Raw genomic sequence first — 12,683 nt, 5'->3', positions numbered from 1 at the left:
GCTATCTGCGCGTGGCTGAGGCTACGGGGGCCACCGTGGTGGCCATTGTCGCCCTCGAAGCCGAGCAGCGATCCGATGAGCAACGTGCGTCTGAGCGCCGTGAGGCAGCGGTGCGACGTACCGCCGTGCTGTCTGCAGCCGCCAACGGTGAGGGCAGCGTCCACGTCAAAGGCGATGCGTCTGCAGGCTGTCGAAAGCAGGGAACGGGTTGAATGTGCTCGCAACTTACTGATAAAAACGAAGTTTATACGATCTGCAAAATAATTCAGCCATAATGCGAAAAAAAAGGGGGTGTGCGCGCGCACACCCCCTTTTTTACCGCATTATGATCTTGTTTTGATTATTGAGGGATTCAAACCGTATAGCGGAAAAAACATCAAGAGCAGGGTCAATGTGGTGTTTTTTTGTCCACTCTGGGATGAGTGGCTGCAAAGCATGCTCCGAGAGCAACTTCCAAGAAGCGTTCTCATTACGAGTGACCAGGCCTTATTAACATCTAACCTTCAGACAGAAGATCTGTGTCCCTTTTCATTCTGCCTTTTATCTACAGCCCTCTGTAGGCAAGCCCCCGTTGCCTTTGTCTTACCCGTACTTTCCCATTAAGTGGTACTGGCCATTTCAATTTTTGGCCGATGGACAAGAAAGACGCGCATTGTGAATGAGTACCCATTAAGCAGATCAGTCCCTTTGCCGCGTTACTCAACCACCAAGTCTCGCTCTAGCCAGTCACAGGGCAGCCACGCTGAATGAATCGAATGGATGCTGGCAAAAAAATAATTCCCGACCTTGTCGCCAGATCGCTTATTCAGGATGCGTACACCAACCATGCGGAGGTGTGCCATGCTGCAGAGACACGAGTCAGAAAACGTTGAAGAAGGTCCGATGCTGATCGGCCTGAGCAGCACGCATAGGCGATGGCGCAGTCGCCGATACCTTTTGAGAACGGCGAGACGCTAGCCGAAATGCTGCCGCACATGCCCCCGCCGGGCGTCGGCGTGATCGCTACGCCAGCGAGTTCGCCCTCGAACTGCGCTAGCTCACCGAGGACTTCGTCGTCTGCTGTTGATTTCATGATGAAATTGCTGGTCGGCAAGATCCATTGGGTGATGAATACCTCCGCAGCATCCGTCACCTTTCTATCGTTAAGTCTTTGAGCACGGATATTGAATCAAGATCGTTTTTAGAATTTTTTTCGACCGTTGATCAGAGCAATAAGCGTCGTTCGTCAGTTCCTACTCCACAGGGAAAAATACCGAACCGTGACCTGAACACGGCACCAATTCGATATACAGAGTTTTTTTCCCAACAATGACAGCCAGCATAGGCCGCTGGTCAAGACGCTTGACTGACAAGCGGTTCCACTCCGATCTGTCGAGGCCAGACGGGTGAGGGGTGTCTTCCGGATGGGTGTGCCATTCGCCCAAATATCGGATGGTTCCCTGGCTCGTCCCCCATCGAGCCAGTGCAATCGCTTCGTGGCCGAATGGCATTCTCTCGAACAGGTAGCGAAACCGTTTGTCTAATATGGTGGGAATTGTTGCCTGCTCAATGAGCATGTGAACTCCATGGACCGAGCCGAGTAGCAGCCCGCCAGCTTCACAGTCAGAATCACTGACCTGAACATGCTGACAGAAAGTCTCTAGCGTAAGCTTCGAGAAATGCAGCATCGTCCTGTTGCCGTCAGCCGCCCAAGAACTCATGAATTGCATAAGGGACATTCCCGATCCCGCGGCGGATCACAATCGGGGGTGGCAAGTTGCTGGGCGCGGTCGATCAACCTAGTTCGTAACGCAGGGGTATAGATGCCGTTGACCCAATCAAGAGTCAGCTCGGCGCCGAGGCTGGCAGCGTGCACCGAAACCGAAGCGGGAAATGGCACATACAAGCCCTCGCATCCATGCCCCGCCAAGATGGCAGGAAGGGAATCAATGGTAGAACGAAACTCGCCTCTCCTGTTGCTGTGCCAAAGGCATCGATAGCACGCACCCGATGCGTTCATCCTCAAGAGCGCACGGACAGCTGTTCCTGGCCCCTCGATCCAGACGGAAAGCATCGGCACAGTCGAAGGAGGATAGTGGCCGCACAGCCAATGCCCGAGTGATTCTTCCCCGGTAGCATCTATGAGCAGGTCGAGCTCTCCCAATTTGGCCTGCCTGACATCCACGGGCAGCGCGCGAATCTCTGAGCCTGGCGCTAAGCGCTTGAACTCTTTCGCCATGGCCTCGGCTTTATTCGACAGCAAATCCGGAAACCCCAAGCGATGGCGCCCGATGTTTTGCGGGAGGAGACAGTCGAAATCCACCAACGTAAGTTTTCCGCCGCATGTCCCAGCCCCGGCCTTAACCAGCATGTCTGATAGATATCCACCGATCGTGCCGCAACCTACAACCGCAATTTTCTTGCCTGCTAGCGTCTTTAACTTAGGCATGTTCCGCTGGGCAAGGTATCGATCGTCGATTCTGACCACCGAGATTGGTACGACCTTCAACTCATAGCTCGAATCCCTGCGATCTGCGAGCTTGCTCTTCTTGACCGGACGTTGGCGATCATAGAAAACCACAAAGCCATAGGTCATCAACGGCGATTCGATAACTATCAGGACACCGTTGGCCTTTTCCCTTTCCCCTTCCTTTATACGCTCGTGAATCTTGCGCCGACACCGGGGGTCAAGGGTGCTTTGCCACGCCAAGATATCCCCCACTGTTTCAGGAGGCCAATGGCCGGTCAGAGGACGGGGTTGAGCACCAGTTTTTACCCGGTAAGTCAGTACCGTCCTATCGGTGACTTGGTAGCCGAGCGACTTCAGTTTCTCTGTTGTTCGATCTTCGTTATCGGTAATGAACCACAATGGGCTTCCATTGGCCTGCGCAACAATGCAGTTCTGTCGCCCTAAATCCTCGCCTTGCATGTCCACGAAACAAAGCCTGCCGTGCCAATAGGCGAAGAACTCTTCCGCGAGAGCTTCGATCATCTCCCCCTTCATGATCTGCCCGAACACGACGGCCGCGCGTTGCAGGCACGCAAGGGACTGCCCGACAGGATCGTAGATGTCCAGAACGACCGTGCCCTTGGCGAGATAGCAAAGTCCGCCATCTGCGCCAAGATGAGGAACTGCTGCGGGCAGCTCATGAGGGATTTCCAGCAGCCGGATGCGAGGCAAGTCGAAGAACGTGGGGTCGAGATGGACTTCGCACGGCCAGCCTTTGTCCGCTTGCGGCGGCATCAACCGCCCATGCAGTCTGAACCAGCCGTCATCCGTCTTACCAACGAACTCGAAGCCTCGCTGCTTGAAGGCCTCGATTACGTCTGCGACCGCTGCGGCGCTGTTCATCCTGCCTTCGTTCGCCCGACAAGTTCGCTCGGGCCAGCCGTTGCGGGAGCTGCGGCAATGGTGGCGGCGACGGATACCACCTTGACCCGATCCGGCTCGTTCGGAAAGCGAGGGCCGAATTCGCCCCGCATCCAAATGCAGGCTTGTGAAGGGCTGCCGGCGCCGGTGGCTCCGCGAAGCACCTTTTCAAATTCTTCGAACGCCTTTGCAGCTTCTTCGACCCCCGCTTTGCCGAGCCGCTCAGTGAGCGACTCGGACTCTTCCACGGGGTTGTTCACCCCCGCACGCAACCGGGCCGGCAGCGCCGCGACGACATCCAGCAAGGCTAGGTCGTCGCGCCGATCGCGTTTTTCGAAGAGCGTGGCTGCGGCGGCCATCAACAAGATCGAAGCAGGCCCGCCGCTGGGCCACTTCCAATCACGGAATGCCTTCAAGTAGCGAATCACGCGGCGGAACTGCTCCCCCTTGGCCTCCACCTCGCCCAGAAACCACTCTTTCACGGGTCTGGGATCGGAGCGCATCCAGTTGCACTCACGATGGGCCAGGAGCACCTCGTCAGCGGGCAGCGCGGTCCAAGCATCCCGCTCCGCCATGTTCACCGCTTCCGTGAGGGAGTCATAGCCATATCGCTCCATCGAAGCCTTTGCGAGCATGACAAATTCTTCGTCGGGAATGGCGTATAGAGGAATATCAATGTGGGCATAGGCGGCAATGACGATGCGGATGCATGTCGGCTTGTCGGTGACAAGCTTCCACCGCTTTTCCTCGATCAGCGGCTTCAATGCTTCTTCCGCAGCGGCAAAGAACACCGTCGCCGCAGTGCTGGGACGCTTCGTCTGCGAGACGAAACTCATTGGCAGATAGCAGCCATCATCGATATCCGCCTGCTGAGGGTGTTGTGCCGGGGAGTTCAGCGTCTTGTATGCCCACGACCCTTGCGTGAAGAAGCGCGGCTGCGGCACGTCTTCCGTGTATCCGCTTGCCCTAAGCACGCGGGGGATGCCTGTGCGCAGGCAGTCCCTGACGTCAGTGCGTGCGTTGGCGATCAAGGCGCGCTGCCCAGGCATCAGATCCAGCTCGTCATGCATGCAGGATTCGTCATCGAGGGTGGTGAAGAAGAGCGGGCTCAGGTTCAGCATGCGGCCTCCGAAACATTCTTGTTGGGGCCGTGATAGAAGATGGGCGCGCCGGCCTGGTGCGCTCGAAACGGTTGGAAAAGAGGGTCGCCGAGCGCACGCTGCGCCGCGTGGTTGCCGCGATCCTTGAGCGTGTTCGTGGCGCCAATGGAAACCCGATCCAGCGCCTTCACGTCCTTGCTTTGATCCGGCGTCGCCTTGTCGTCGATCTGGAAGTAGTTGTTGCCCAACGCCTGCCGCAGCATGTAGTCCACCGACGACTCCTGGGCGGAGATCACGAGGTCGAAGAGTCCCCCGCGCCACTTGCCGAATCCGCGGTCGAGGCTGGCGCCGCCGCGAACGGTCGCACCGATGGTCATCGTGCCGATGGCGAGGACCCGAACCAGCGCATCCTGCTTCGGCGCCAGGAACGTCTTGACTTCGTGCAATCCGAACAGGCCCGGGGCGTTGCCCACCAGACCCCCATCCACGAAGACACCGCGGTCGTTGCGCGCCAGAGGAAAGTAGACCGGCGCGGCAGCAGTCGCCAACGCCACATCAACGACCTTCATGCGGTGATCCAACTCAAAGGACGGATGGTGCGGTGTCTTGAAGAACTGCCCGCGTCCCGTCGAGTAGTTGACTGCCGGCACAAGAACACAATGCTTCAGGTCGCCTATCGTGGTCCCTTGGAAGCGCTCGGTCAGCACCTCTTTCAATCCCGCTGAGTCATGCTTTGCGGTCAACCAGAATCCAAGAAGCTGCCGTGGAAGGCTGCGGCAACCAAAAATGCGGCTGCCCTGTTCTTCAAACAGTGCCTTGAGTTCGTGGGCCGGAATTTCCGCAGCCAGCCCCAAAGCCAGCATCCCCCCTGCCGATGTACCGCAAATCAGATCAAAGTGCGAAGCGATAGGACGGCCCAGCACGGTTTCGAGTTCGGCGAGAACCGTGGCGGTGTACAGGCCGCGATAACCGCCCCCTGACAGGGCGAGCACATGGTAGGTAGGGATACCCGTCATGGCGCTTCAGCCCTTCGGCGGGAAGGAATCGTTGCCGTGGCTGTCCTTGTCACGGATACGGCCATCGGGGCGATGGATGACGAGTTCGGACTGCTGGTTGCGTGCGATACCCCTCGCTGCGTCAATGGCCTGTTGCTGAGTGTCGTGCACGGAGGTCGCCCGCTGATTGCCGGCTCCCTTGACGGCCCAACCGTCCTGATGAGGAACAACATGCTGATTCTTGCCTGCCATAATGGATCTCCTACGGTGGAACTATCAAAGCCCCAGCCACTCGTCTGGGTTGTCAACAGCCGCCCGCTGTAGCACAATTCGTTGCCCATACAGACAACATCAAGGTTAAGCCAACCCCAATTTAAGCAAGCGTAAAACCTACATTCGTTGTCTGTATGGACAACAATGTATCAGAGCAAATGCACCGGTGCAAGCGGGCACAGCGTGCGTCTTTGAACATAGACCGGATGTGGAGGGGCAGCCGAGGGCTTGGCCCTTCTTCCCGCAACCGCAAGGATCAGAACTCATGCCGCAAACAGGCCTAGGCGTCGCTCTCAAGACGCTACGCGAACGCAGAACCCTTTCCCTGCGTGAGATCGGCCAGCTATCGTCAGTTGATCATGCTTATATCTACCGCCTCGAAACAGGCGAGAAGACAAACCCATCTCAAGACTTGGTTGAGAAACTGTTGAAGGTGCTCAAGCCGGGAGCAAGAGATGCCGCACTCGTGATGTGGCTGGTTGGCCACGCAGACGCTGATCCAAGCCTTGTTGAATTCGTGCTACAGGATCCATCGATCAGCATTGATGTTTTTTCGGCCGCAGCTGGAATCAGGCATCGGGGAAATGCAAGGCCCGCTCCCGCAACGATCATCACCCGCATAAAAAAGGCCTTCGAAGACGAGGACGACTGAACATGGACGAGGCGGATGTCAGGCAGCGCGCGCGCGCGTTTGTCGCGAGAGTCGATGTTTCGAACATCCGAGAAGACCTGTCCCCGTATGTGACCGCAGCTAACGCCAAGGTCAAAAAGGATGAGCTTGGCGAGGGAGAGTCTGGCTATACCATTACCAAACCAAACGGGAAGCACATCATCATCGTGAATTCGCTGGAAACTGAAGAACGCCAGCGTTTCACTGTCTGCCACGAAATTGCTCATATCGCGCTCGGTTTGGAATCAAGTCACGAGGAAGTTCCGTCATGGTCCTATGCAAAACGACATCCGAACGAGATCGCCTGTGACATGTTTGCCGCTGAACTGCTGATGCCCTATCAGCAATGGCTCTCTGTTGTTCCCAAGGAAGAGCCCTCCCTAAAACTTATGCAACACATGGCCGACTTGTTCGGCACATCGTTTCCTGCCGCGGCGTCAAGGTTTGCGAGTCTTAGCGACATGCCGTGCGCATTTGTCACCATGGAGCGTGGTGCGGTGCGGTATGCCGCACGCTCCACGGCCTTGCGGCAAGCAGGAGCCTGGATATCTCCTAGGTCTATAATTCCACTAGGCTCCGTGGCTCACCGAATCCGCTCTTCAGGGAAGAGCGCCACTGAGAGGGGGGAGGTTTCACAGGATGTCTGGTTCGACAACTGGAAGAAGGGTCTTGACCTCTGGGAACTTTCAAGACATTACCTGCGCACCGATACCACCATCTCCTTGCTATGGTTCGACAGTGACGATTTACCGGAGGTGGAGGTGAACCGCTTCGGTGCACGTATCGAAGACGCCGGAGGCTTGACTGAATTGACGGGAGAGCTGCCATGGCCTGGGCGAAGCAGGCGTCGCTAGAAATCTCTCACGACACCCAATTAAGTGCGTCTAACTATCACGTCCGATATTCTGTATTGGCTCGACCGACATCTGGCCGGTGTGTCGCTCGCGACTGGCCACAGGTAGGCCAGCCGTGGTATCGGCGTCCTGCCCGGCGGCGTCGAGCACGCATGAGTTCATGCATGTCGCGCAGCTCGTAGCGATTGCCGCTGCTGTACAGATTACCATTCAGCGCAATCGGGCGCTGCGCGCGGAAGGCCGTCTGCACGCACTTGAAGTCGGTTTGCTCAAAGCGCATACACGGCAGGACTGTTCATCGAGGGCCAGCAACAGCGTTACCGTCCAATCGGAATCAAGAGGATCGTGCTGTCGAGGTTCACAACTCAACCGGTCAGCACGCGGCCTCTTCGAAGATATGGACATCCTCGCCGGTGAATCCCAGTCGCATGTTAAGCGAACATTGCCCGTTACACGGCCAGTGTCGCTCAATACGGAAAGTTAGCCTGCGCTGCCGGTCGCGCCTGCTCCCATGACACCCAGCCTCTACCGACCTCCTGCGCCAGCTTCGCCACGGATTCGCACAGATTGACGCTGACACCCTGCCCGACGACCTGCTCGAATACAGCGAAACTGGTACCAAATGCGATCCGGCTCATCGGCTGCTGCAAAGCCGCCCGCAAACCTTCGACGACACGCAGGGTGACGCGTCGGGAAAACAGTTCGCTGTCAAGCAGCGACATTTGTCCGCGCACGGCGTAGCTGCCGCACTCGGTCTAGCAGAGCCAGAGCCGGAGTATTTCTAGAGACTCATCGGTGGCCTGTGACATGCACTTGGCACGATACACCAGCCACGGGAATGCGACTGCGCAGGCCGTGGCGAACAGCAGCAGGGCATGGCTTGCCTCGTTCAGCGCGACGCCCCGCCCGAGCAAGATCGAGCTATCCGCTTCGGCCCGCAGCGATAGTGGCCTTGTCCTGCAGAACCTCTTGATCCTGCCAGCCGGCGGCCTGCAGGTAACGATGGCGGATCGGTGCTAACCGAGCGCCATGTCTAGAGCTACGAGGACCTGTTCGGTACGTACCCAGCCGACGATGCGACGACTGAACACATCGAGCACCACGGCCAGATACAGAAAGCCCGCCGACATCGGCACATAGGTGACCCGGTGTCGGGGCGCTAAAGTCGCGCTGAACCTGTTCGAGGGCTGGCACGTCCGCTACCGCGTGCATGGTGGTTGGCACGTCACGACTCCAGCCATGCGCATCAAACTCGCCCGATACCATACCTGCAGGTCTCTCGGGGAAACTAGGCCGCGGCTTTTGCGAGGATGTTGCGCTTGCACAGCAATCTAGCCGCAACCGGTGTAGCTCCTCACGCTCGGCACTGGTTTGTACCATCGTCGCGGGTGCCGGCGTCACGCCAGCCTGCGCCAGCCAGTTGCGAATCGTCTGTGCCGTGGGCCCGAACTCCTCGCTGCACTGCTCCGGCGTCTCATCGCCGCGCACCACCCACCCCGATCATCTGCTACCGGAACGCAGCAGGGGACGGGGGACGGGGGACGGGGGACAGGGGACGGGGGACGGGTTTTCATCGTGATATCATCCAGTAGATCAAAGAGCTTGGGTGTCCATGAAAGCGGGCAACTTAAGATCGACACCTTTGCACGAGCGCTACCGAGAGATGGACCGGGAGCAAAGGTCAGGATATTTGCAACACCCGCCTACAGTGCTGACGCTCCTGCCTTTATTACGTTGCAAAAATCAGTCGCAAAATTACTATCGCCTGCGACGATATTTGCAACACAATACGATGCCATGCGAGATAAACACGATCAGGGCACGCTGGATCTGGAAAGCGGTCGTCTGCTGCTGGGCTACGCGCGGGTCAGCACCGATGAGCAGGATTTGAGCGCGCAGCGCGCGGATCTTCACGCTTCCGGCTGCACCCGGATTTATGCCGAAAAGATTACGGGCACGCGGAGAGATCGTCCGGAGCTAGCCCGGCTGCTTGATCATTTGCGCACGGGTGATGTGGTCACCGTTACCAGACTCGATCGCCTGGCTCGCAGTACACGGGATCTTCTGGACATCGCCGAGCGTATTCAGGCTGCCGGCGCAGGCCTGCGCAGTCTGGCCGAGCCGTGGGCCGATACCACGACACCGGCCGGTCGCATGGTACTAACGGTGTTCGCCGGCATTGCGGAATTTGAGCGCACGCTGATCCTTGACCGTACTCAGCGTGGGCGTGTAGCGGCCAAGCAGCGCGGTGTGCGCTTTGGCCGTCCCCCCAGCCTCTCTCCCGATCAACTGGCTCACGCCCGTGAACTGTTAGCGCAAGGGCGCACGGCGAGAGAAACCGCCGAACTTCTGGGTGTTCATCGAGCCACACTGTATCGCGCACTGCGTAGTCATGGAAAATATTAAAACATCAATTTAATATTAAAAATATATATTTTAATATTAAATGCATTTATATATACACTTTTTATAAGTTCAAAATATGCGACGCCAGGCATCGCCGGAAAATGCCTATGACAGTCGTTGCCGAGTGGGCGTTCAACCCCCTTCCTTCCAAGGATTGATAACGGACAGGCCGGCGGCCTGGAAGGGGTTTGTGTCGCGTGTTGCAACGATGAATCCGTTCCGCGCGTGCAACCGCGACGATGAGTGCATCGGCCATCTCGATGCCACTTCCGACACACCTGACCGTAGCCAGAATCTGGGCATAAGCGTTCGCACAAACCAGGTCGAACGGCAGCACGCGACCGGCGAACGAGGGCAGCACGCTCGTTTCCAGATATTCATGCAATCTGTCGCGCCGCCGGCCTGCCGGCAGCAGTGCCACGCCGGCACGCAGTTTGGCCACCGTCATTGCAGACAGGTAAAGCATCTCCAGGGTTACGCATCGATCCACTCGATGACGCGGACATCGGGCGTGGGGCGTAGCGGCTCCGAAACCACGTTGGCATCAAGCAGGATCATTCAAAACTCGCAGCACGGGCCTGGGTTCTGTCGAGCACGCCCTCAAGGAGGGTGAACTCTATCAGCTTCACCTTGCGGCCGATCTCGGCCAGCATCGAGCCGATGCTTCACTCGGTTCTGCGGGCGCACGGCCGATTCCAGGATGGCGCCCATTTCGGCCTCGATGCTGTGACCATGCTGAGCGGCCCACACACGGATGGCGCGATGCACCTCATCGGACGGTAACGGATGGCATCGTGCGACGAGTCCCGCCGTGCAGGGAGGAAGATGGCGCAGACGGTGTAGCCGTCCTACTCAAGCGGCCCTCTTCATTTGATTGGAGCCGGAGCGGACACCAGACTGCCGGTGCTTAAAAAATTAATACTTTATAGGTTGACAAATAATTTTATTTAAAATAAAAACAATCTATTTTAATATTAAAAAGATAGTCAAAATGATTATTACAGTAGGTAACACGAAGGGTGGCGTCGGCAAGACGACCATTGCTGTGAACTTGGCGATTGCACGTGCGCTGGCTGGGCATGAGGTGTGGTTGATCGACGGCGATCGCCAAGGCACCGCGCAGACGGCCATCAGTATTCGAGCAGAATCCGGGCAACATCCCGGCATTGCCTGTGCAACGTATCCAGATGGCCCCACGCTGCGCGCCCAGGTTCAACAGCAAGCCGCCAAGTTCGACGACGTGATTATCGATGCGGGCGGTCGCGACTCCACGGCATTGCGTGCTGCGCTTGTTTTGTCAGACGTGTTGCTGGTGCCGTTCCAGCCACGCAGCTACGACGTGTGGGCGCTCTCGGATATTGCCGCACTGGTTGATGAGGCCCGCAGCGTGCGTGATGGACTGCGCTGCTTCGCTGTACTCAATTGTGCGGATCCCGGCGAGCACTCCTCCGATAACGCAGAGGCCGCTGCGGCGGTGGCTGAAGTCCCTCAGTTCGAATACCTGCCGACCGCCTTGCGTCGGCGTAAGGCATTTGCCAATGCGGCGGGGGCCGGACTTTCCGTACTTGAGCTCAAGCCACAGGATGCCAAGGCAAGCGCTGAACTGAATACACTTATTTCAAACCTTTTTTAATATTAAAAGCATATTTGTTTATATTGATAGGCATCCGTATGGCAATTACAAAAAAACCAACCAAACCCACCCCAGCCGACACCTTTATTAGCGGTGCCCCGGATTCCACCGCATCGACAGCGGATGCACCGCGTCGGGTCCGTAAAGGTCGCAAGGTCCAAATCACGCTCACGATCACCGAGTCGATGTTGGCCCGCGTCGATGAGCTGGCGGCTCAACTCGGCCAGAGTCGAGCCGCCGTCATCAACCTGGCCATCTTCCAGACACTGGAAACAGGGGTCCGCATTGACGGGGGGGATTAGGCGACGCACAAGCGCCCACCTGTTGGCGAGTGCCTGTGCAGCGGCCGCTGCGGGGCGGCGACTTCATGCGTACCCGCGAGGGTTATACGGGACGAGCCTCAGCTAGCACTACGCTGCGGAACTTATCGGGCAGCGCGTTGGGCGTCAGCACATCGACCGACACACCAAGAAGACGTTGCAGTTCCACCTGGATTGCAGCCACGTCCATCAGCGTCGTTTCCGGCGTCGGATCGATGAGGATGTCCAAGTCGCTGCTCTCCGTGTCCTGACCACGCAGCACAGACCCGAACACCCGGGCGTTGCAAGCGCGATGGGACGCAACCACCTGCCGGATCCCGACACGGTTCAAGGCCAAAGCTTCCGAAGGCTTCAAGTGTTCTCTCACCACAGAGTCCGATAGCGCCTCAGGACAATAGCCTTGCTGGGAGAGCAATAACAAAATCCTGTTTTGCTCCATGCAGACTATAGAGAGTACGCCTCCGACAACCTTGAGGCCGCTGCAGCGTGGCAGGCCTTTTCGTACATGAGCGCAAGTCCCAGGATGCCAAGGCACGCGCCGCACTGAGTGCACCTATTTCAAATCTGTTTTTAATATTAAAAACATGTTTATTTGTATTGATAGACATCCGTATAGCGATTACAAAAAATAACTAAACTCGCCTCCGTCGCATGTTTATTAACCGTGCCAGAGTGGACAAAAAAGCACCACATTGACCCTGTTCTTGATGTTTTTTCCGCTATGCGGTTTAAATCCCTCAATAATCAAAACAAGATCATAATGCGGTAAAAAAAGGGGGGGCACGTGCCCCCCCCCTTTTTTTTCGCATTATGCCGAAGTTATTTTGCAGATCATAAAAACTTCATTTTTGTCAGCGTGTTGCGAGCACATTCAACCCGTTCCCTGCTTTCGACAGCCTGCAGACGCATCGCCTTTGACGTGGGCGCTGCCCTCACCGTTGGCGGCTGCAGACAGCACGGCGGTACGTCGCACCGCTGCCTCACGGCGCTCAGACGCACGTTGCTCATCGGATCGCTGCTCGGCTTCGAGGGCGACAATGGCCACCACGGTGGCCCCCGTAGCCTCAGCCACGCGCAGATAGC

Annotated in this window: 15 protein-coding genes and 2 pseudogenes; 6 read left to right on the top strand and 11 right to left on the bottom strand. The window is 57.3% G+C overall.

Annotated features, from left to right (window positions below; genetic code table 11):
• On the top strand, nucleotides 1-212 hold a 212-nt coding region (locus C7443_RS20280), incomplete at its 5' end, for a hypothetical protein (RefSeq protein ID WP_211346216.1).
• A 593-nt stretch (nucleotides 213-805) separates the two neighbouring features.
• Here the strand turns inward: C7443_RS20280 and C7443_RS20005 are convergent.
• The 6 genes from C7443_RS20005 to C7443_RS19640 all read right to left on the bottom strand — a co-directional run bounded on the left by C7443_RS20005 (nucleotide 806) and on the right by C7443_RS19640 (nucleotide 5,696).
• Nucleotides 806-1,132: a hypothetical protein gene (locus C7443_RS20005; RefSeq protein ID WP_146213355.1), complete on the bottom strand. Its 327-nt coding sequence runs from the start codon at nucleotides 1,130-1,132 to the stop codon at nucleotides 806-808.
• Between the two features lie 100 nt (nucleotides 1,133-1,232).
• The gene (locus tag C7443_RS19660; RefSeq protein ID WP_211346217.1) at nucleotides 1,233-1,667 is read right to left on the bottom strand and encodes a Mov34/MPN/PAD-1 family protein; all 435 of its coding nucleotides are present in this window, start codon (nucleotides 1,665-1,667) and stop codon (nucleotides 1,233-1,235) included.
• A 29-nt stretch (nucleotides 1,668-1,696) separates the two neighbouring features.
• Nucleotides 1,697-3,331 (bottom strand): ThiF family adenylyltransferase, encoded by a 1,635-nt coding sequence (locus tag C7443_RS19655; RefSeq protein WP_110020725.1) that lies wholly within the window; start codon nucleotides 3,329-3,331, stop codon nucleotides 1,697-1,699.
• Nucleotides 3,328-4,470, bottom strand: a complete 1,143-nt coding sequence (locus C7443_RS19650; RefSeq protein WP_110020723.1) for a CBASS cGAMP synthase — start codon at nucleotides 4,468-4,470, stop codon at nucleotides 3,328-3,330. Before C7443_RS19650 ends, C7443_RS19655 begins: the two co-directional genes overlap by 4 nt.
• Nucleotides 4,464-5,465, bottom strand: a complete 1,002-nt coding sequence (locus tag C7443_RS19645; protein ID WP_110020721.1) for a CBASS cGAMP-activated phospholipase — start codon at nucleotides 5,463-5,465, stop codon at nucleotides 4,464-4,466. The genes C7443_RS19650 and C7443_RS19645 overlap by 7 nt, the downstream gene beginning before the upstream one ends.
• Before the next feature lie 6 nt (nucleotides 5,466-5,471).
• A complete protein-coding gene (locus tag C7443_RS19640; RefSeq protein WP_110020720.1) occupies nucleotides 5,472-5,696 on the bottom strand; it encodes a DUF2188 domain-containing protein in 225 nt (74 codons plus the stop codon).
• Between the two features lie 286 nt (nucleotides 5,697-5,982).
• Here C7443_RS19640 and C7443_RS19635 point away from each other — a divergent pair, with 286 nt between their 5' ends.
• Both C7443_RS19635 and C7443_RS19630 read left to right on the top strand, forming a co-directional pair.
• On the top strand, nucleotides 5,983-6,369 hold the full coding sequence (locus C7443_RS19635) for a helix-turn-helix domain-containing protein (protein WP_110020718.1): 387 nt from the start codon (nucleotides 5,983-5,985) through the stop codon (nucleotides 6,367-6,369).
• A 2-nt stretch (nucleotides 6,370-6,371) separates the two neighbouring features.
• On the top strand, nucleotides 6,372-7,241 hold the full coding sequence (locus tag C7443_RS19630; RefSeq protein WP_110020716.1) for an ImmA/IrrE family metallo-endopeptidase: 870 nt from the start codon (nucleotides 6,372-6,374) through the stop codon (nucleotides 7,239-7,241).
• A gap of 467 nt (nucleotides 7,242-7,708) precedes the next feature.
• On the opposite strand, the gene C7443_RS19625 is transcribed toward C7443_RS19630, so the two are convergent.
• Nucleotides 7,709-7,963 (bottom strand): hypothetical protein, encoded by a 255-nt coding sequence (locus tag C7443_RS19625; protein WP_110020715.1) that lies wholly within the window; start codon nucleotides 7,961-7,963, stop codon nucleotides 7,709-7,711.
• A gap of 300 nt (nucleotides 7,964-8,263) precedes the next feature.
• Nucleotides 8,264-8,386 (bottom strand): annotated as a pseudogene (locus C7443_RS19615) (IS3-like element ISMxa1 family transposase); the annotation flags it as partial.
• A 652-nt stretch (nucleotides 8,387-9,038) separates the two neighbouring features.
• Here C7443_RS19615 and C7443_RS19610 point away from each other — a divergent pair.
• Entirely contained in the window at nucleotides 9,039-9,647 is a 609-nt protein-coding gene (locus C7443_RS19610) for a recombinase family protein (RefSeq protein WP_110020711.1), read from the top strand.
• 132 nt (nucleotides 9,648-9,779) lie between these two features.
• Here C7443_RS19610 and C7443_RS19605 read toward each other — a convergent pair.
• Nucleotides 9,780-10,205, bottom strand: a pseudogene (locus tag C7443_RS19605) (PIN domain-containing protein).
• 433 nt (nucleotides 10,206-10,638) lie between these two features.
• Between C7443_RS19605 and C7443_RS19595 the strand changes: the two are divergent.
• Nucleotides 10,639-11,280, top strand: coding sequence for an AAA family ATPase (locus C7443_RS19595; RefSeq protein ID WP_110020710.1), 642 nt, complete (start codon nucleotides 10,639-10,641; stop codon nucleotides 11,278-11,280).
• A gap of 38 nt (nucleotides 11,281-11,318) precedes the next feature.
• Entirely contained in the window at nucleotides 11,319-11,582 is a 264-nt protein-coding gene (locus tag C7443_RS19590; RefSeq protein WP_110020708.1) for a ribbon-helix-helix domain-containing protein, read from the top strand.
• Between the two features lie 82 nt (nucleotides 11,583-11,664).
• Here C7443_RS19590 and C7443_RS19585 read toward each other — a convergent pair whose 3' ends face one another.
• Both C7443_RS19585 and C7443_RS20275 read right to left on the bottom strand, forming a co-directional pair.
• A complete protein-coding gene (locus C7443_RS19585; protein WP_110020729.1) occupies nucleotides 11,665-11,955 on the bottom strand; it encodes a nucleotidyltransferase family protein in 291 nt (96 codons plus the stop codon).
• A 516-nt stretch (nucleotides 11,956-12,471) separates the two neighbouring features.
• On the bottom strand, nucleotides 12,472-12,683 hold a 212-nt coding region (locus C7443_RS20275; RefSeq protein WP_211346215.1), incomplete at its 5' end, for a hypothetical protein.

Origin of the sequence: Plasticicumulans acidivorans (genome assembly GCF_003182095.1) — a bacterium.
GTDB lineage: Bacteria > Pseudomonadota > Gammaproteobacteria > Competibacterales > Competibacteraceae > Plasticicumulans > Plasticicumulans acidivorans.
The sequence above is the reverse complement of the archived record's forward strand: the minus strand, read 5'-3'. Positions and strand labels throughout refer to the sequence as shown.